Consider the following 18,854-nt stretch of genomic DNA (forward strand, 5'->3'; position numbering starts at 1 on the left):
CCGTCTATATACCGGGATCCGACGGCAATTGACAACGAGTGACTTATATTTACACTGGTCACTCTTGAGTAGCGGGGACCTCGAATGCGTCGCGCCCTTGTCCGGACCTCCGGTGTCGCCATCGGGACCTTGTGGCTCGCCGCGTGTGCGGTGGGACCGGATTACGTACGCCCGACCTCGGACGTCTCCGACCCGTATGTCTCGCAGCGCCTCCTCGATGACCGCGAGTCCGCCCCCCCCGTCGCCCTCACGGCGTGGTGGGACGGCTTCGGGGATCCGCTGCTGACGCAGCTGGTCGCGCAGGCGCTCGAGCAGAACCTCACGCTCGCGCAAGCGATCGCGCGCATTTCGCAGTCGCAAGCGAAGCTCGGCGCGGCAACGTCCGCGATGCTGCCGTCCGCAACCGTCTCGGGCGAGGCGTCACGTGCGCGCGCATCGGAAGAGACGCCGACGGGCCGGCTCTTCGCGGGCACGCCGGGCGCCAGTCGATATGGCAGCGAGTACGAAGCCAACCTCCTCGCGAGCTGGGAGATCGATCTGTTCGGTGGGCTGCGACGGGATCGCGAGGCGGCACTCGCCGAACTGGAGGCGACGCAAGCCGCCGCGGTGGCGGTACGCCTGGAGATCGCAGCGCGCGCGGCCGACCTCTACGTCATGGCGCGAGGCCTGCAAGCCCGGTTGGCCATCGCGCGCGAACAGGTCGACACCCAGCGGCACCTCCTTCATGTCGTACAACTCCAGTTCGATGCGGGCATCGCGGCGGAGCTGCAATTGCGCCAGGCGCAGGGCGTCCTCGCCCAGGTCGAGTCCGCGATTCCCGAACTCGAGCATGGCTACGACGCGGCCACGAACGCGCTCGATGTGCTCCTCGCGCAGCAGCCCGGAACCGTGAGGGACCAACTCTCGACCACGCATCCGATCCCGGCGGCACCGCAGGTGGCGAACATCGGCGGCCCCGCCGATCTGATCCGCCGGCGGCCCGATCTGATCGCCGCCGAACGTCGTCTCTCGGCCTCCAATGCACGGATCGGCGCCGCAATCGCGGAGTACTACCCCAGCTTCTCGCTCGGAGGATTGCTGGGGACCGCCAGCACGGTATCCGGTCATTTGTTCGACGACAGCGCCACTCAGGCCCGCGCCTTCGTCGGCTTGCGCTGGCGCCTCTTCGATTTCGGGCGCATCGACGCCGAAATTCTGTCGGCACGAGGAAGCAACGCCGAACTGCTGGCGGCCTATCGCCTGTCGGTGCTGCAGGCGTCCGCCGAAGTCGAGGACGCCCTTTCGGCATTGGCCCGACGAGAACAGCAGGAGCGGATCCTGGCCGATGGAGAACGCGCCTTCGTGAGGGCTCGCGATACATCGCTGTCGGCCTACAAGGCCGGCGCCGTCAGCCTCGTGGAAGTCCTCGACGCAGACAGCCGGCTGCTGGCGACGCGCGACGCGCGTGCCCGGGCCCAGACCGAAGCGACCCGCGCCGCCATCGCGTCGTTCCGGGCGCTCGGCGGCGGATGGGACCCGGAAACCTGAGCCCGCTGGCAATCCAGCATTCAGACGAGCAAGGACACGATGAACATCGGTGAACACTTCGAGGGCCTGTCCGGCCTGCAACAGCTTCGCTCCATGATGGGAGCGGGGATGAGTCCGCCGATATGCGAGACGCTGAAATTCCGGCTCGTCGAAGTGGCAGAGGGTCGCGCCGTGTTCCTGGGTCAGCCAGGACCGCACGTCTACAACCCCATCGGCTCCGTGCACGGCGGATACGCCGCGACGCTGCTCGATTCAGCGCTGGGATGTGCGGTGCATTCGAGCCTGTCCTCGAACCAGATCCACACGACGCTCGAACTCAAGATCGCCTATCACCGCGGCATGACGGCCGACACCGGCGAGATCCGCGCCGAAGGCATCGTCCTGTCGCTGGGTCGCCGCGTCGCCTTCGCGGAAGGAAAGATCACCGATGCCCAGGGCCGCCTGCTCGCCTCTGCGACGTCGACCTTGCTGGTGATGGAGCGGCCACCCACCCGCTGATCGGTCCGACGCAACCGGCCTCACTCTGCTTTCCCGTTGCCAACCCCAACAAGGACTCACCATGCCTGCCGAGCCAGATCGCAAGAACGCTCCCGTCTTCGTCCTCGTCAACCTGATCGTCAAGGACGCTTCCGTCTACCGCCAGTACGAGAAGGGCTTCTTTCCGAAGCTCAAGGAATTCGGCGGATCGTTCGTGACCTATGACGATGCGCCCGAGCATCTCGAAGGAACGTCGCCGCGCGCGGGACGCATCATCATCTTCACGTTCCCGACCGAAGAGCACTTCCGTCGCTGGTGGGCGGACCCCGAGTACCAGGCGCTTTCGGACCACCGCCGCAACGGATGCGAGCAGGTGTTCATCACGCTCGTGCACGGGCTGCCGCCCCGCCCGACGGCCTGAGTTGTTTCTCCGCAAGATCCAGCTTCTCTGAAGCACAGGCCGTGGAAATAGCGTGAAAGCGGGCCGGGACGAATGTCGCCCGGCCCGATCATCACGCGGCGTGAAGCAGTCCGTACACCGGCGCCAGCGCCTCCTGCGTCACCTTCAAGGCCGATCGTGACGAAATGCGTTCCCACCACGCGTTCAGCGCAGACTCGCGCGCCACGATCGTCCTGAAGTCCGCAAGCTCGAACAGGTTCTCGAACAGCGACCCAATGGCGATGTCAGCCAGCGAGAAGTCGACTCCGGCGAAGAACGGGCCCTCCGCGAGGAGACGCTCGAACTCGGCAACCGTGTTCTGCGCCTGCACGAGCGACCTCTCCGAAAGATCGGGCGCGTACTCGCCGGACAGGAACGCAACCAGGTAGCGATACGCCACCTGCCGCCCCATCGTGTGCACGGCCTCCCTGAAGTAGAGCTCCATCACGCGGTTCATTCGGGCTCGTCCAAGAGGATCCGCCGGCTGCAGCCGAGGCCCGGCGAAGGCTTCGTCGACGAAGCGCAGAACCGTGTCGGCGCCGGAGACGATCGTCCCGCGGTATTCGAGCGCGGGTTCGCCGAGATTGCAGTGCAGCGGGATGCGCTGCTCCCCGCCCTGGGTCAGCAAGGGCGCCTGCTCGCGGGGGACGAGCGTGTAGGTGATGTCTTTCTCCGCCAGCGCGAACGTGATGCTTCTGACGTGAGGATGCGAGGCGTCGCCGAATATCACGGGACGTGCCATGAGAAGACTCCAGGTCTGTGTGAGGGAGTGGTGGAGGCATGCGCCTCTGTCTGCTTCACGTTGCGCGCTATTCGCGAGTGCGGCCATCCCCCTGCGGCGCAAGCAGATGTTGCGCAAACGCAAGCGGCCGATCAGGTCGATGCACGATCGTGTCCGCGGCTTTTTCCTACCGCTCATCACCCACGGCGAGGCCTCGTCCAGGACTTGCTTGACGCTTCGCCGATGCAGGGATTTCCGTCGCCACCCTGGGCATCGCGGACATCGCAGGGAGGCTTCACTGAACGTACACGTCACGGAAGGAGCGCCGACTCGCGTCGGCACCTGGCCTGTCCTGACGAGCAGCATCGGACTCTTCCTGCTCAGCACGTTCGTGCTCGGCGGAATCCTCGAATGGCTGCCCAATCCGAACGCGGGGCATCGAACCGTCCTGGCGATTTCGGGTGCCGTGGCGATCGCCGGCTGGTCGCTTCTCGCGTTCAGGCTGATCCGCGGATGGGCGCTGAGCGAGCAGCGCTCGCGCGGCGCCTTCGAGCAGGCGATGGCGGGAATCGGCTTGATCGACGACGCGGCACAGTGGATCGACGTCAACGAGCGCATGGCCGCGCTCACCGGCTACTCCGTAGCGGAGCTGCGCGGCATGGCACTGTGCGAACTATTGCTCGCGGAAGAGCGGGACACGCACCGTACCCGCTTGCACGATTTCCTGGGCGACACGCGCGGGCCCGCGGAGTACTCCGTCGAGTCCCGGTGGCAGCGCAAGGACGGATCGGAGATCTGGTTGTCCCGGCATATCCGCCGCGTGCCGGGGGTCAAGGGCACGCGCGCACGCGCAATGATGATGGTGCTCGACATCAGCGACCGGAAGCTCGCCGAACAGAAGGCGCTGGAACAGCAGTCGCTGGAGAGCTTCCAGTTCGTGCACTCGCCGATGGCCCTCATCGAGTGGGGACCGGAGATGAAGGTGCGCCGCTGGTCACGGCAGGCGGAAGCGATCTTCGGCTGGACCGCGGACGAGGTCGTCGGACGCACGCTGCGCGAGGCCGGCGTCCTGCCGGAAAACGAATCCGATCACCATGAAAACATCATGCGCGAGTTCGCCGCAGGCGCTCGCGACACCATCGAGAGTCTTCGCCAGGTCCGCTGCAAGAACGGAAAGTTCGCCTGGTGTCGCTGGTTCAGCCGCGCCATGCGCGATGCCGACGGACAGTTGCAGTACTTCTTCTCCGCGGGCATCGACGTCACCGAGCTGCGCGAGGCGCTGGAAACCGTGCAGGAGAAGGAAGGCCAGCTTCGCGCCGTCTTCGAGCAGGCGACGGTCGGTGTCGCGCTGCTTGACGAACAGGGCCGCTGGCTGAGCGTGAACCAGCGCGTCTGCGAGATCACCGGCTACTCGAACGATGAACTGATGAAGCTGGATTTCCAGACCATCACGCACCCGGACGATCTGCAGGTCGACATCGAACTCGCGCGACAGGTCGCCGCAGGCGAGCGACGCAGCTACATCCTGGAGAAGCGCTACTTCCACAAGAAGGGCCACATCGTCTGGATCCGCCTTCACGTCGGACGGATCGATCGCACCGCGCAGACGCCGATGCGCTACGTCTCCGTGATCGAGGACATCAGCGAAAGGCGCCGGATGGAGGAAGAGGCCGCGGAGCATCGCCGGATCCGCGAATTCCATCTCGAAAACTCGCCGCTGGGCGTCATCGAATGGACGCCCGATCTGCGCGTCGCCTACTGGTCGCAACGCGCCGAGCAGATGTTCGGATGGAAGGCCGCCGAGGTCATAGGGCGGCATCCCGACGACTTCGGATTCGTCGACCCGGCGGATCACTCGGTCATGGATCGCTGGAACCACCAGGTGCAGATCGAGCGCCAAGACTTCTCGACCAGCACCCATCGCAACGTGCACAGGGATGGGCGGACGGTCTGGTGCCACTGGTACAACTCCATCCTCTACGCTCCGGACGGATCGATCCGGTCGGTCTACTGCCTGGTGGACGACGTCACCGACGAGCAGTCGGCCATCGCCCAGCTCAAGGACGGCCAGGCGCAGCTCGAAGGCAAGGTCGAAGAGCGCACGCGGCAGCTCCAGGAAACCACGCGCCGCTGGGCGGACCGCACGCGGGATCTCAGCGTGCTGGCGGAGATGATGAGTTCGCTGCCGGCCGCAAAGGATGTGGGCGAAGCCAACCGGATCGTCGCCGGCTTCCTGCCGCGCCTGTTCCGACAGTTCTCCGGTGAAGTCTGGATCGAGGACGGCGGCAAGGGCCGGTTCGTCCATCTCGCCGACTGGAATCTCGCGCACACCGGTCCGTCGTCCATCGGGGCCGACGATTGCTGGGCGATGCGACGCGGACAGACCCTGCAGGTCGAGGATCCGCGCGACCCGCTGCTGTGCCCGCACACGCCCGACATGCACGGTCACCAGGCGCCGCACGTGTGCACGCCGATCATCGCGCTCGGCGAAGTCATCGGCCTGATCCATCTGCGCTGGGATCGCACGGCGGACCTCACGCCGGATCGCACCTTGCTGCAATCCACTTCCGAACAGATTGGCCTCGCCATCGGCAACGTGCGGCTTCGCGAAGAACTGCATCGGCAAGCCTTGCGTGATCCGCTGACGGGCCTGTTCAACCGCCGGCACTTCGACGACGTGTTGCAGCGCCGCTTCCGGGCCCATCAGCGCGGCGGTGAGGGCTTCAGCCTGCTGATGATCGACCTCGATCACTTCAAGAGCATCAACGACCGCCTCGGCCACGATGCCGGGGACGAGGTGCTGCGCGCCGTCGGCGCGGCCCTGTTGCAGGCGTCCCGGTCCGGAGAAAGCGTCTTCAGGCTGGGTGGCGAGGAGTTCACCGTGCTGCTCGACGACCCCGCGGGGATGTATCTGCGCGGCACGTCCGAGCGCATCCGCGCCCTGATCGAGAAGCTGCCCATCTTCTTCCGCGGATCTCCGCTGCCCGGCGTCACCGTATCGGTGGGCGGCGCCCACTGCCCTTCCGATGCAACGGACGTGGGCAGCCTGATCAGGCGCGCGGACCAAGCGATGTACGACGCCAAGCGCACGGGGCGCAACCGGGTCTGCTTTGCCGGGACGCTGTCCGAGCAGGGGCGTCGGCTCGCCGTGGTCGAGAATCGCTAGACCCTGGAGGCAGCGACGCATTGCCACGACGCGAAAGCTGCAGAATGCCGCCTCGCCATCCAGCAGAACATCTCGATGAGACTGGCTTCGACGCTCCGCCTCGCCCCATGAGCGACGCACAACCCCGGAATCCGCTGCACGGCCTCACGCTCGAAAACATCGTCACGAAACTCGTGGAGCACTACGGCTGGGCCGAGCTGGCCCGTCAGGTCGACATCAACTGCTTCAAGACCGACCCGTCGGTGAAGTCGAGCCTGAAGTTCCTGCGCAAGATGCCGTGGGCGCGCAAGCAGGTGGAGGAGCTGTACCTCGCCACGTTCTGACCAGGCGCACGCCGCCTCTACAGATCCAGCTCCAGGACCTCGGACTTCGCCCGCGACACGCAGATCATCATCTCCCGGTTGCCCGCTTTCTCGGCCACCGTCAGCACCGTGTCGCGATGATCCACTTCGCCGGCGAGCACCGTCGTGCGGCAGGTGGCGCACAGGCCTTCGCGACACGAGTACGGAACACCCGCGCCGTGGTCTTCCAGGACTTCGAGAATGCTGCGGCCGGGCGGCACCTCGAAACGTGCGCCGGAATTTCTCAGCACGACGGTGAACGCGGTGTCGGCGCGCGTGTCCGTCGCGGCGGCGGAGAACCATTCGAAGTGCACCCGATCGGCAGGCCGGTCCATCGTGGCCGACTCCACGGCTTTCATCAGCGGCGCCGGACCGCAGGTGTAGATGTGGGCCCCGTCGCCCGCCAGCCGCAGCGCGGACGCGGCATCGAAGAGCCGTCCCTGCTGCTCGTCGTCGAAATGGAAGTACACGCGATCCGGCGCCAGCGCGCTCAGATCCTCGTAGAAGGCCGCGCGCTGGCGATTGCGGGCGCAATAGAACAGCCGCCACGGGCGATTCGCAGCCACGCTGCTGCGGATCATCGACAGGATCGGCGTGATTCCGATGCCGCCCGCGATGAAGACGAATTCCTCGGCTGCGAGTTCCAGCGGAAAATTGTTTCGCGGAACGCTGGTCGACAGCTTCGTGCCGACGCGCAGATTCTGGTGCATGAAACGCGAGCCGCCGCGGCTGTCGCGCGCCAGGCTCACGCCCAGACAATAGCGATCGGTTTCCGCAGCGTCGTTGCACAGCGAGTAGTGACGGATCAGCCCGTTCGGCAGATACAGCTCGAGATGGGCACCCGGCGTGAAGCGCGGCAACGCGCCGCGCCCGGGATCGCGCAGCTCCAGCACGATGACGTCGCGAGCCTCGCTGCGAACGTCCGTGACGACGAGCTCCAGGCGGGCTGCCGCTTGCATGGAAGAGAGATCGGGAAGCAGCGATGTCGAAGCGCCGGGCCACGCTCCTGGGAGCGCGGCCCGGCGCTGCGCAATTTCGCTAGGCCGGCAGCGCCCCCGAAGCCTTGGCCACGTGCGTGGCGATGGCGTCCATCAGCGGCGGCGACAGGCAGTCGTACGGCTCCAGGCCCAGGCTCTTGAGCTTGCCGCGCACGGCGTCCATCGAAGCGGGCGACGTCCCCGACTCGATGATGGAAGACACGAACGCAGCGAACGTCGGCGCGGACCATCCCTTCTCCGGCGACAGTTCGGTGTGGACGAAGTCCAGCCCGAAGAAAGGATGCGTGGTGTTCTCGATCCGGCCGAACAGGTGCACGCCGCAGCTCTTGCAGGCGTGACGCTGGATCGTGGCCTTCGGGTCCACGACGGCGAGCTTGTCGCCGTTGTCGATCACCGACACGTGCTCGCGGCCGACGACGGCCACCACCGAGAACAGCGCCCCGGCGGGCTTCCAGCACTTCGTGCAGCCGCAGGCGTGGTTGTGCGCCGTCTGCGATTTCACGGCGACCTGCACTTTCTGGCTCGGGCACTTGCACAGCAGCGTTCCGCCGGCGTGATGCGCGGCGCCGGGCTGCACGCCGTTGTCGATCGAAGGATGTAGAGAAAGGGAAGCGGTCACGGTGACTCCAGGGTCGCGCGGATGGCGGAAATGAATCGGGAAGAAAAACTGAAAAAACTAACTCCCTCTCCCTTTGGGAGAGGCGTTTCGGGTTCAGGAGTGACATTGAGTCACTCCTGAACCCGAAACGGGGTGAGGGCGCGCGGAGCGCGCAGAGGGCGCTGCCCGACCGCGCTCCGCGCGGCCCTCACCCGGCGCTTTCGCGCCGACCTCTCCCAAAGGGAGAGGTATCCTCTTTAATCTTGTGTTTAGAAAACCTCGATAGTTCGTAGCCGGAAGCCGGCGCCGGCAGCCGATCCGGCGAAGGATCGAAGCTGCCGGCTCCGGTGCGCAGGCTCAGGCGGTCACGCCCTGCTGCGTCGGCATGCCACCCGCCTCTTCGCGGATCAGCTTGTCCAGGACCCAGAGCATCTTTCCGGGGCCGGCGTCGTGTCCGATGTTGATGAGCTTGCGGTTCGGCTCTTCCTTGCGACGGACGTGCTGTGCCTCGAGCATGATCTTGTCCTCGGTGAACGCTTCGTCCAGCGTTCCGCCGAGCAGGTTGCTCATGCCGGGGAATTCGGTGGAATCGCTGCAGCCCCACGAGTAGTAGTAGTCGACCGAGTCCTCGTCGCAGGGCGTCACGGTCTGGCAGGTCCAGGTGTCGACGACGAGCTTGCCGTTGGATTCTCCTTCGGTCGCCGTACCGGCCGTGAAGGCGCGGAAGCGCATGATCCAGTTGCAGGGCACGGTGTGCTGGATGTCGAAGCAGATATCCAGCTTGGTTCCCGGCGGGAACAGATGCGACACGGCGCCGGTCGGATCGACCGATCGCACCCAGAAGATCGTGTTCAGGCCACGCGGCGTGATCTGGTACTTCGGCCGGATCTGCCCGTACGCAGGGTCGCCGCCCACGGTCTTCTCGTGCACCCAGGTCAGGTGACTCAGGTCGGCGAGATTCTCGATCTCCCAACGGTAGTTGGTCTCGACGTGCATCTGCGAGGTCTTGAGGTTCCAGCCTTTCTCGCCGGGCCCGACCGAGAAACAGATGAGGTTCGGATCGGCCTTCGCCGGGTCGCCCATCCAGACCCAGATCCAGTTGTCCTTCTCGACCACCGGGAACGCCCTGACGCAGGCCTTCTCGGGAATCGTGTCCTGCCCCGGGATCTCCTCGCAGACGCCGTCGCTGCGGAACTTCATGCCGTGGTACATGCAGCGCAGCGAATCGCCTTCCTTGCGGCCCAGCGAGAGCGCCGCCTGGCGGTGCGGGCAGCGGTCTTCCAGCGCCACCATGCCGCCGTCGGGCTTGCGGTAGAGAACGACGCGCACGCCGGCGATCTTGCGGGCGACGATGGACTTGCGGCCCTGATGGACCATGTGGTCCCAACCGGCGCAGTACCAAGCGTTCTTGAGGAAGATTTCAGCCATGGAACGGTTCTCCTGAATTTTTTTGATCTGGCGAAGGAAGCCTTGCTTGACGCGCCGGCGCGGGTTCTTCGATCGCTGCTGCTGGGCGCCACCAAATGCTAGGAGCCGCGGCGGGTGGGTTCTCTAACCAAAAGGGTTGGACTTTTTCCGAGGCCATCGCACGACGAAATCCGGGCCGCAGCGGCCCACCGCAGCCCGGGCGAAGCCCGGGGTTGCGCTCCGTATTCGAGGAGAATCCCGGGATGGTTAGGCGCACAGCGCGAGCCGGTGCCGGGAGCGGAAATCGCTCGGCGTGACACCGAAATGCGCCTTGAACAGGCGGCTGAACGTCGCGTAGTCCGCGAACCCCGCGTCGAGCGCGATGTGCGTCATCTTCTGGTGCGCCTGCGCCGGATCCTCCAGCGCACGCCTGACCTGGTTCAGCCGGATGTCGTGGATCATCTTCGACGGCGTCAGCCGGTGCGCCTTGAACAGCAGGTACAGCGAACGGCGGGACATGCACAGCGCCGACGCCACGTCGTCGGGACTCAGCCCGGGATCGGCGACGTGCTCGACGATGTGTTGCCGCGCCTTGGCAATGAGCGCCCCGCAGGGAGCCTCGTCTTCGCCCATCGCCGCTTCGCGCTGCAGCAGGGCGTTGCCCAGCATCCATTTGACCGCCGAGAGCACCGGCCCGCCCTGCCCCGCGACCACGTCGGCCGGCAGGCTGTTCAGCGACATCAATGCGGCCAGCGCGGCCCGCGTGGCGATGCTCTGGCGGATGCTGCGACCGCACACGCAGGACCCGAGCTGCTGCCATCCGGGGAACGCGTCATGAGGGAGCAGCAGCACCGCGAGACTCGCGCGACCGGCCAGACTCACGCGATACGGCCTCGACGTGTCGCAGACGGCGAGTTCTCCGTCCTCCAGGCCGAACGAGCGGCCGTCCTGCTCGACTTCGGTTCGGCCCGCCAGCGGCCATATCACCTGGATGCAGCCGGGATGCGCCGCATCGGCGGGATGCGGCGAACGCGTGGCGTCGCAGGCATCGGCCCGCACCGTCAGGAAAAGGCTGGAGCCGACGCGATAGTGCGTGGCCCTGGCTTCGAAGGCCTCGCCATGGCGATTGGACACGTTCAGCCAGGGAAGGCTGCCCTTGACCCAGCGCTTGAGTGCCTCGAACGAACCCAGGTACGCCAGCGACGCTTGAGACGGCCCGGTCACGAAATCGAGCCCGCGCCTCGGGAAGCCGCCGTCGAGTCGTTCTTCGGCGACAAAACCCGATCGCGACGGGACCGCGAGGCCCGACGGCGACACAGGCGGCTGACATCCCGCCGCCGTCAACCAGTCCACGCCCGACTCGAGGACGCCCCGACGCCGGATGGCCTCCCGGCCGACGGGGGCCACGACTGCTGACGAAGCGCCATCTGCGAACGGAGTCGAATGTCTCACGCGCCTTCCTCTTGGTGGGCGGACGCGTGGCCGGCCTGCCCTTTATGGCCTGGGCCGCAGATGCGGACCTTGGCTTTGATCGAGGCCCAGTTTTTCGCCGTTACCGCGAGGAGGCACCAACCAGAACAGTCAGACTCCAGCCGGCAGGTGGACGCGACCCTCGGGTCGCCGTTGCGCAATGCCATCGTTTTGATGGGCGGGCCGCAGAAAGATCCGCCGCACGAACATTTTCAGACGATCCACTGCATCTGCCGCGCACGCTTGATCGCATCCGGACGACGCCGCGTGTCGAGCTTGTCGAAGATGCGCTGCCAGTACCATTTCACGGTGCTCTCGGACAGGAACAGCGCGCTCGCGATATCCGGGTTCTGAAGTCCCCTCGCCCCCAGTTCGAGAATCTGGATTTCGCGCTGGCTCAGGGTTTCCTGGTTCATCGCACGACACGGAACCGGATTCTCCTCTGCCGCTCCCGCAGGCACCGTGTGACCCATCGCGACCAGCAGCGATTCGAGGTACCGGTGGGTCTTGGCCGACCCTTGCAGAGGACTCGAGCGGTCGAGTTCGATCAGCAGCTCGCGACACTCGGCGCCTTCGTCGACGAACGAGCGCACGAACCCACCCGCCTCGCCCAGCGCCAGGCATTCCGCCATGACGCGCTGCGCGACGCGCCGGTCGCCCCAGCGCGCGGTCGCCTTGGCCAGCAGGATGCCGGCGTGAATCGCCATGCGGTGGCAGTGACGGCCTCTTGCGAACGCGTACCAGGATCGAAGCAGCGCCATCGAGCCGCGCTCCTCGCCCGCTTCGATGCCCAGGCGCGCCGACATCAGCGCCAGCACCGCATCCGTCGTCGTCGCGCCATCGGCGGGCGGCGTCTGCCCGGCCGTCGCCGTCAGAGGACTGTCGCGGAACAGCGCATGCGCCTCTTTGCCGCGCCCCGCCGCCAGCAGCAGCTGGATGCGTTCGTGCAGCAGGATGACGCGCATGCGCGCGAAGCCGTATTGCTCGGCCAGCCAGCTTCCTTCCGCCAGCAAGGTCTCGGCGTCGGCCACGCGGCCCCGCAACCGCAGCAGGCGTCCGCGGGTGACGAAGCCCGCGATCAGGTTGTCGACGAAACCGAGCTGGGACGTGATGTCGCGCTGGGCCAGCAGCTCCTCGGCCTGGTTGATCTGGTTTCGTTCGTAGTACAGCTCCGCGAACATCAGCGCCGGCATGTTGTACAGCGCCGAATGCTCGCCATGGAGTTCCACCGCCATCTGCAGCGCACGCTCGTAGGCTTCCTGCGCATGCTGGATGTCGCCGCGCGCCAGGAACGTCGCGCCGACGATGCATTGATGAAACACCACGCCGTAGAACGCGCCGCCCTCGATGAACCGGTCGTGGAGCATGCGCGCCGAGGTCATGACGCCCTCGCAAGAGAACTGCTCGCGCCGTGAGGCCATGACGGCGGATCCCGCCGACGCGCACATGAATGGATCGGTCGTGCGCGCCGCCTGCAGCCAGCCCACCGAGAGCTTCTCGGCCTGCTGCATGTCGTCGCTCAGCAGCGCCAGCATCATGCGTCGATGCGACAGCTTGGTCTCCACGAACGCGCGTTCCTGCGACGACTTCGCAGGCGAATCGGCCGGCCACTCGTCGAGTACGGCCTGAACGCGATCGATCGCGATCGTGGCGTCGGCGAATTTCCACGACAGTTCGCTCGACCAGGCGAGCTCGAGCTGCAACCGCGGCAAGCGTTCGCGCAAGGACTCGGGCAGGCGCGACGACATCGACACGAGCGTCGTCGTCTGCCCCGCTGCAAAAAGATCACTGCAGGACGAATCGAGCAGTTCACCGGCGCGATCGAGATCGTTAGCCTGGAACGAATGGTCGATGGCGTCGGTCACGAAGCGATGATCGGCCAGCCACCGCGACGCGCGGCGGTGATAGCCGACGACCAGATGCGGGAAGCGTTCGTTCAAGCGTCGGCGCAGGAAATCCGAGAACAGGTGGTGATAGCGATACCAGTGGTGCTCGGTGTCCAGCGAGAACAGGAACAGATTCAGCCGTTCGACCTCGTCGATCATCGCGCGGCTGCCGTGCGTCTCCATCACCGCGTCGCACAGGCCCGAGTTGAACTTCCTCAGGATCGACGTCGCGATCAGGAATTCCTGCAGCTCGGGCGACTGGCGCCGCAGCACCTCGTCGCTGAGAAAATCGCCGATGCTCTTGTGCGCGCCGGTGAAGCCGTTTAGGAAGGTGTCGACATCCCCGATACCACGCAGCGCGATGCCCGCCATCTGCAGGCTGGCCGCCCAGCCTTCGGTCTCGTCGCGCAGGCGCGTGACCTGCGTCTTGCTCAACGGCGTCCCGCGAACGGTGCCGACGAATTCGCTGACCTCGCTCTCGGTGAACATCAGGTCCGCGATCTCCACCTCGTGGATCTGGCCCAGTGCGCGCAGCCGGCTGACCGGCAGCTCGTTGGGCGTGCGGCTGGCGATCAGGAAATGCAGCGTGCGCATCGGCGAGAGCATGAGCGCCGCGATGACCTCGCGGATGTCCGGGCCCAGCACCAGGTGATAGTCGTCCAGGAAGATGTGGACTTCCTGGTCCAGACCCGCCAGCTCGTTGAGCAGCAGCGTCTTCAGCGTGTCGCCCGGCACCGACACGCCGGACCCGAGCAAGGTCGACAGGCCCTGCCCGAACCGCACGCCGGTCTGCCGGATCGCATCCACGAGGTAGAGGATAAAACGGCTCAAGTCCTGGTCGCCTTCGTCCAGGCTCACCCAGCACACCTTGTGACCGTCTTCGGCCAGGCGTGCGAAGGCCTGGGCGAGCACGCTGGTCTTGCCGTAGCCGGCCGGCGCGCACACGAGCTGCAGGCGCAGGTCGCGCGCGCTCAGGAAGCGGGCCATCAGCTCGGGCCGCTGCACCAACGCGTTTCGCTTGGTCGGCGGGACGAATTTCGTCGACAGCGTCGTCCCCGCACCTGGCTTCATCCACATAGATCCTCCTTCGCATCACCGGGCGCGTACGTTGCGCGCCCGTGTGAGATCCACTTGCCGCTAGGGTGTCATTCTGACCGCTCCGATCGTGGAGATCCGGCCGGGCTACCGGCCCAGGTCCTTCGCGGATTTCCCACCGATGCCCCAGCTGTCCTTCGGGACATCGACGATCAGCACGCGAACCGCTTCCCGCGGCGCACCCACCGCCTCGCTCAGCGCATCGGTGACTTTCTCGATGACGGCCCGCCGCTGATCCTCGTTGCGGCCATCGATCAGGTAAATCTGCGCAAGGGGCATCGTGCTTCTCCGGCTCAGGCAACCTGTGCGGTGGAATAGCGGCCGCTGCGGGCCATCGTGATCGCCGTGTCCTCGATCATGTCCTCCTGCCCGCCGACCATCTTCTGGCGGCCGAGCTCGAGCAGGATCTCGCGCGCCGGGACGCCGTACTTGGCCTGTGCGCGCTTGGCGAACAGCAGGAACGACGAGTACACGCCGGCGTAGCCCAATGTCAGCGAGTTGCGGTCGATGCGCACCGGGAAGTCGAGGATCGGCGTGACGAGGTCCTCGGCCACGTCGCTGACCTTGAACAGGTCCACGCCGGTTTCGATCCCCATGCGGTTGCACACCGCGATGAACACTTCGAGCGGCGTGTTGCCCGCACCGGCGCCCATGCCGCCGCAGGCGCAGTCGATGCGACGTGCACCCGCCTCGATCGCGGCGATCGAGTTCGACACGCCCATCGACAGATTGTGGTGGCCATGGAAGCCGAGCTCGGTCTCCGGCTTCAGGTGCTGGCGCAGGTGGGCGACCCGCTCGGCCACATCGCCGGGCAGCATGTAGCCGGCCGAGTCGGTGACGTAGATGCACTGCGCACCGTAACCCTCCATCAGCAGCGCCTGCTCCAGCAGTTTTTCCGGCGACGCCATGTGGGCCATCATCAGGAAGCCGACCGTGTCGAGACCCAGCTTTCGTCCCGCGACGATGTGCTGCTCGGAGACGTCGGCCTCGGTGCAGTGCGTCGCCACGCGGATCGTATGGATGCCGCAGTCGGCGGCCATCTTCAGGTGCTCGACGGTGCCGATGCCGGGCAGCAGCAGCGCCGAGACCTTGGCCTGCTTCAGCGTCGGGATCACCGCGCGCAGGTACTCCTCGTCGCTGGCCGCGGCGAAGCCGTAGTTCACCGAGGCGCCGCCCAGGCCGTCACCGTGCGTGACCTCGATCAGCGGCACGCCCGCCTGGTCGAGACCGGCGGCGATGGTCTTCATCTGCTCGATGGAGATCTGGTGACGCTTCGGGTGCATGCCGTCGCGCAGCGACATGTCGTGCGTCTTGACGGCGATACCGCTCAGTTTGTTCGTCATGGAACGTCTCTCTCAGGCGGCGAGCGTCAGGCGCCCACCGAGGATTTCCTCGGCGAACATCTCGGCAGTGCGCGTGGCCGCGGCGGTCATGATGTCGAGGTTGCCGGCGTACTTGGGCAGGAAGTCGCCGAGCCCTTCGACCTGCAGGAACGTGGTCACGCGGTTGCCGTCGAACACCGGGCCGTTGACCAGCCGGTAGCCGGGGACGTACTGCTGGACCTCTGCGAGCATGGCCTTCACGGAGTCCTCGATCTCGCGCACGCGCGGCGGCTCGACCGTCAGGCAGTGCACCGTGTCGCGCATGATCAGCGGCGGCTCCGCGGGATTGATGATGATGATGGCCTTGCCTTCATCGGCGCCGCCGACCTTGGCCACCGCGCCGGACGTCGTGCGCGTGAACTCGTCGATGTTCTTGCGCGTGCCCGGCCCCACCGACTTGCTCGAGACGGTGGCGATGATCTCGGCGTACTTCACCTTCTGCACGCGCGACACCGCGTAGACCATCGGGATCGTCGCCTGCCCGCCGCAGGTGACCATGTTGACGTTCATCTCGCGCCGGCCGGCATGCGCCTTGAGATTGATCGGCGGCACGCAGTACGGCCCGATGGCCGCCGGCGTGAGATCGATCATCATCACGCCCAGCGCGTTGAGCTTGTCGGAGTTGGCCTTGTGCACGTAAGCCGACGTCGCGTCGAACGCGATCTGCACGCCGTCGTCCTTCACGTGCGCCAGCATGCCGTCGACGCCCTGGTCGGTGGTCTTGAGTCCCAGCTCACGGGCGCGCGCCAAGCCTTCGGACGTCGGATCCACACCGACCATCCAGACCGGGTCGAGCACGCTCGAACGGCGCAGCTTGTAGAGCAGGTCGGTGCCGATGTTGCCGGGACCGATGATGGCGCATCTGATTTTCTTCATGGGTACGAGCCTCGAATTCGAGCGGAGCGCTTCAGACGAACCGCATGGACACGCTTCCGAGATCCTGGAAGCGCACATGAATGGCGTCGCCCTTGGCGACGGGAATGGCTTCGGTGGCACCGCCGCTCATGATGAAAGTGCCGGCGGGAATCTCTTCGCCGCGTGCCGCGAGGTGGTTGGCGAGCTGCGCCACCGCCGCAGCCGGATGACCCAGCACCGCCGCACCAGCCGCCATCGCGACGATCTCGCCGTTCTTCTCCATCACCAGGCCGAGCGTGCGCAGGTCCAGCCCTTCGACACTTCGCGCGACGCCACCGACGACGAAGCGCGACGACGAGGTGTTGTCGGCGATCACGCTGGTGAGGTCGAAGCGGAAGTTCTCGTAGCGCGAGTCGATGATCTCGACGGCCGGCACGACGAAGTCGGTGGCCGCCAGCACGGCGCCGATGTGGCAGCCCGGTCCGCGCAACGGGCGCTTGAGCACGAACGCGATCTCGGCCTCGACCTTGGGATGGATCAGCTTCGAGGCGTCGATCTCGCCGCCGTCAGCGACGCTCATGTAGTCGAAGATCAGGCCGAACACCGGCACTTCGACGCCCATCTGCTTCATCTTGGCGCGCGAAGTCAGCCCGGCCTTGAGGCCGGCGATCTTGTGGCCGCGCGATTCCTTGCGCCGGCGGATCTCGGCCTGGATCGCGTAGGCGTCGTCGTGATCGATCCTGGGATGCGCGTCGGTGATCTTGGTGACGGCACGCGCTTCGAGCTCGGCGTTTTCGAGGTACTCGGCGAGCTGGCGGACAACGTTGGGTTCGAGCGTCATGGGAGTTCAGGAGAAGCGAACGGAGCAGCTACCGAGGCCGCCGACGTTGCAGGTGAAGGAGTCGCCGGCGACCGCCGGCATCAGCGGCGACTGTGATCCCGACAGGATCACTTCGCCCGCCTTGAGCGGAATGCCGAGCGCGCCCAGCGTGTTCGCGAGCCAGGCCACGGCGTTGACCGGCGACCCCTGCACGGCCGCGCCCGCGGCGGTGCTGACGATGTCGCCGTTCTTCTCCACGACCATGCCGGCCACGGAGAGATCGAAGCCGCGCAGGCTGCGCGGCGTGCCGCCGAGCACGAACACGCCGCAGGAGGCGTTGTCGGCGACGGTGTCCTGGATCCTGATTTTCCAGTCCGCGATGCGGGAATCGACGATCTCGAAACAGGGCAACACGAAATCCGTGGCGCGCAACACGTCGGCCGCCGTCACCCCCGGACCGTTCAGATCGTGCTTGAGGATGAAGGCGACTTCCGCCTCGGCCTTGGGCGCGATCAGCGTGCTCACCGGAATCGGCTCGCCCTCGCTGAACACCATGCCCGACAGCAACTGGCCGAAGTCGGGCTGGTAGACCTTGAGCATGTTCTGCACGGCCTTGGAGGTGACACCGATCTTCTTGCCGATGATCGTCTCGCCCTGCTGCAGGCGGCGATCGATCATGCGCAGCTGGATGCGGTACGCGTCCTCGATCGTGATGTCGGGTTCGCGGTCGGTCAGCGGCGCGATCGGCTTGCGGTCCTGCAGGGCCTGATACAGCGCATCACCGTACTGAGTGATCTTTTCCGGGTTCATGGTGAATGGGGTTTGTTGTCGGCTTCCGCGAGGAAGTCACCGACCAGGCGCGCAAAACGCGCGGAATGTTCGATCTGGGTCCAGTGACCGCACTTGCCGAAGATGTGCAGCTGCGCGTTCGGTATCAGCGAGGCAAGCTTCAGCGAGTTGCTCATCGGGATGACCTGGTCTTCGCGGCCATGGATCACCAGCGTCTCGTGCGGCAGCGCGCGGATCTGCTCCTCCGGACTGCACAGCGCCTCGATGCCGCGCTGGCGCGGAGCGGGAAACATCGCGGAGAACGATTCCTGGAATCCGGGACGGATGCTGGCGCGGTAGCGCAGCTCGGCCAGCTCGTCGTTGACCAGGCCGCGGTCGTAGGCGAACAGGTCCATCAGGCGGCGCATGTTCTCGAACGAAGGCGTGTAGCCCCAGACGGCGTCGAGTGCCGGCGTGAGTTCGAAGTCCACGCCCGCCGCGCCCATCAGCACCAGCCGGCGTACGCGCTGCGGATGACGCACGGCCAGCGCGAGCGACAGCGCGCCGCCGAAGGAATTTCCGACCAGGTCGACCCGCGTCAGCTTCAGTGCATCGAGCACGCCCAGCGCATGCGCCACCCAGCGATCGAGCGAGTACGCGTGGTCCGCCGGCCGGTCGGTGAAACCGAAGCCGACCATGTCCGGTGCGACGACGCGCCGGCTCTTGGCGAACGTAGGCATCACCAGCCGCCAGTTGGCGAACGCGCTGACACCGGGACCGGAGCCGTGGATGAGCACCAGCGGCACGCCGGGCGCCGCCGGATTCAGATCGTGCAGGTTCGTGCGGATACCGGCCGCGACGATGCTGCTGCCGATCTCCGGATTGGAAGTGGGCTCGCTCATGC

17 protein-coding genes are annotated in these 18,854 nt (G+C 66.2%); 5 read left to right on the forward strand and 12 right to left on the reverse strand.

Going from position 1 to position 18,854, the window contains the following annotated elements; all coding sequences use genetic code 11:
- Window positions 1–84: 84 nt before the first annotated feature.
- From DFR24_RS09725 to DFR24_RS09735, 3 genes are all read left to right on the forward strand, one after another.
- On the forward strand, window positions 85–1,527 hold the full coding sequence (locus tag DFR24_RS09725; protein WP_133881065.1) for an efflux transporter outer membrane subunit: 1,443 nt from the start codon (window positions 85–87) through the stop codon (window positions 1,525–1,527).
- 39 nt (window positions 1,528–1,566) lie between these two features.
- Window positions 1,567–2,025, forward strand: a complete 459-nt coding sequence (locus DFR24_RS09730; protein ID WP_133881066.1) for a PaaI family thioesterase — start codon at window positions 1,567–1,569, stop codon at window positions 2,023–2,025.
- 61 nt (window positions 2,026–2,086) lie between these two features.
- The gene (locus DFR24_RS09735) at window positions 2,087–2,425 is read left to right on the forward strand and encodes a DUF1330 domain-containing protein (protein ID WP_133881067.1); all 339 of its coding nucleotides are present in this window, start codon (window positions 2,087–2,089) and stop codon (window positions 2,423–2,425) included.
- A 91-nt stretch (window positions 2,426–2,516) separates the two neighbouring features.
- Here the strand turns inward: DFR24_RS09735 and DFR24_RS09740 are convergent, their stop codons facing one another.
- The gene (locus DFR24_RS09740) at window positions 2,517–3,185 is read right to left on the reverse strand and encodes a glutathione S-transferase family protein (RefSeq protein ID WP_133881068.1); all 669 of its coding nucleotides are present in this window, start codon (window positions 3,183–3,185) and stop codon (window positions 2,517–2,519) included.
- 370 nt (window positions 3,186–3,555) lie between these two features.
- Between DFR24_RS09740 and DFR24_RS09745 the strand changes: the two genes are divergently transcribed.
- Entirely contained in the window at window positions 3,556–6,330 is a 2,775-nt protein-coding gene (locus tag DFR24_RS09745; protein ID WP_162851128.1) for a sensor domain-containing diguanylate cyclase, read from the forward strand.
- A 107-nt stretch (window positions 6,331–6,437) separates the two neighbouring features.
- Window positions 6,438–6,653 carry a VF530 family protein gene (locus DFR24_RS09750; RefSeq protein WP_133881070.1) on the forward strand — a complete coding sequence of 72 codons (216 nt, stop codon included), beginning with the start codon at window positions 6,438–6,440 and terminating at the stop codon, window positions 6,651–6,653.
- 17 nt (window positions 6,654–6,670) lie between these two features.
- Here DFR24_RS09750 and DFR24_RS09755 read toward each other — a convergent pair whose 3' ends face one another.
- The 11 genes from DFR24_RS09755 to DFR24_RS09805 all read right to left on the reverse strand — a co-directional run bounded on the left by DFR24_RS09755 (window position 6,671) and on the right by DFR24_RS09805 (window position 18,852).
- Window positions 6,671–7,630 (reverse strand): PDR/VanB family oxidoreductase, encoded by a 960-nt coding sequence (locus DFR24_RS09755; RefSeq protein WP_133881071.1) that lies wholly within the window; start codon window positions 7,628–7,630, stop codon window positions 6,671–6,673.
- Between the two features lie 79 nt (window positions 7,631–7,709).
- Window positions 7,710–8,288, reverse strand: a complete 579-nt coding sequence (gene gfa, locus DFR24_RS09760; RefSeq protein WP_133881072.1) for an S-(hydroxymethyl)glutathione synthase — start codon at window positions 8,286–8,288, stop codon at window positions 7,710–7,712.
- A gap of 336 nt (window positions 8,289–8,624) precedes the next feature.
- Window positions 8,625–9,695 (reverse strand): Rieske 2Fe-2S domain-containing protein, encoded by a 1,071-nt coding sequence (locus DFR24_RS09765; protein WP_210772292.1) that lies wholly within the window; start codon window positions 9,693–9,695, stop codon window positions 8,625–8,627.
- A gap of 246 nt (window positions 9,696–9,941) precedes the next feature.
- Window positions 9,942–10,898 (reverse strand): helix-turn-helix domain-containing protein, encoded by a 957-nt coding sequence (locus DFR24_RS09770; protein WP_162851129.1) that lies wholly within the window; start codon window positions 10,896–10,898, stop codon window positions 9,942–9,944.
- 458 nt (window positions 10,899–11,356) lie between these two features.
- Window positions 11,357–14,101: a LuxR C-terminal-related transcriptional regulator gene (locus DFR24_RS09775; protein ID WP_162851130.1), complete on the reverse strand. Its 2,745-nt coding sequence runs from the start codon at window positions 14,099–14,101 to the stop codon at window positions 11,357–11,359.
- 111 nt (window positions 14,102–14,212) lie between these two features.
- On the reverse strand, window positions 14,213–14,404 hold the full coding sequence (locus DFR24_RS09780) for a 2-hydroxymuconate tautomerase (RefSeq protein ID WP_133881075.1): 192 nt from the start codon (window positions 14,402–14,404) through the stop codon (window positions 14,213–14,215).
- A gap of 14 nt (window positions 14,405–14,418) precedes the next feature.
- Complete coding sequence (dmpG, locus tag DFR24_RS09785) at window positions 14,419–15,468, reverse strand: 4-hydroxy-2-oxovalerate aldolase (protein WP_133881076.1); 1,050 nt, start codon at window positions 15,466–15,468, stop codon at window positions 14,419–14,421.
- A gap of 12 nt (window positions 15,469–15,480) precedes the next feature.
- The gene (locus DFR24_RS09790; RefSeq protein ID WP_133881077.1) at window positions 15,481–16,383 is read right to left on the reverse strand and encodes an acetaldehyde dehydrogenase (acetylating); all 903 of its coding nucleotides are present in this window, start codon (window positions 16,381–16,383) and stop codon (window positions 15,481–15,483) included.
- A gap of 31 nt (window positions 16,384–16,414) precedes the next feature.
- Window positions 16,415–17,203, reverse strand: a complete 789-nt coding sequence (dmpH, locus tag DFR24_RS09795; RefSeq protein ID WP_133881078.1) for a 2-oxo-3-hexenedioate decarboxylase — start codon at window positions 17,201–17,203, stop codon at window positions 16,415–16,417.
- Between the two features lie 6 nt (window positions 17,204–17,209).
- Window positions 17,210–17,992, reverse strand: coding sequence for a 2-oxopent-4-enoate hydratase (gene dmpE, locus DFR24_RS09800; protein ID WP_133881079.1), 783 nt, complete (start codon window positions 17,990–17,992; stop codon window positions 17,210–17,212).
- A complete protein-coding gene (locus DFR24_RS09805; RefSeq protein ID WP_133881080.1) occupies window positions 17,989–18,852 on the reverse strand; it encodes an alpha/beta fold hydrolase in 864 nt (287 codons plus the stop codon). Before DFR24_RS09805 ends, dmpE begins: the two co-directional genes overlap by 4 nt.
- Window positions 18,853–18,854: the final 2 nt, after the last annotated feature.

Source organism: Panacagrimonas perspica (genome assembly GCF_004364935.1).
Lineage (GTDB): Bacteria > Pseudomonadota > Gammaproteobacteria > Nevskiales > Nevskiaceae > Panacagrimonas > Panacagrimonas perspica.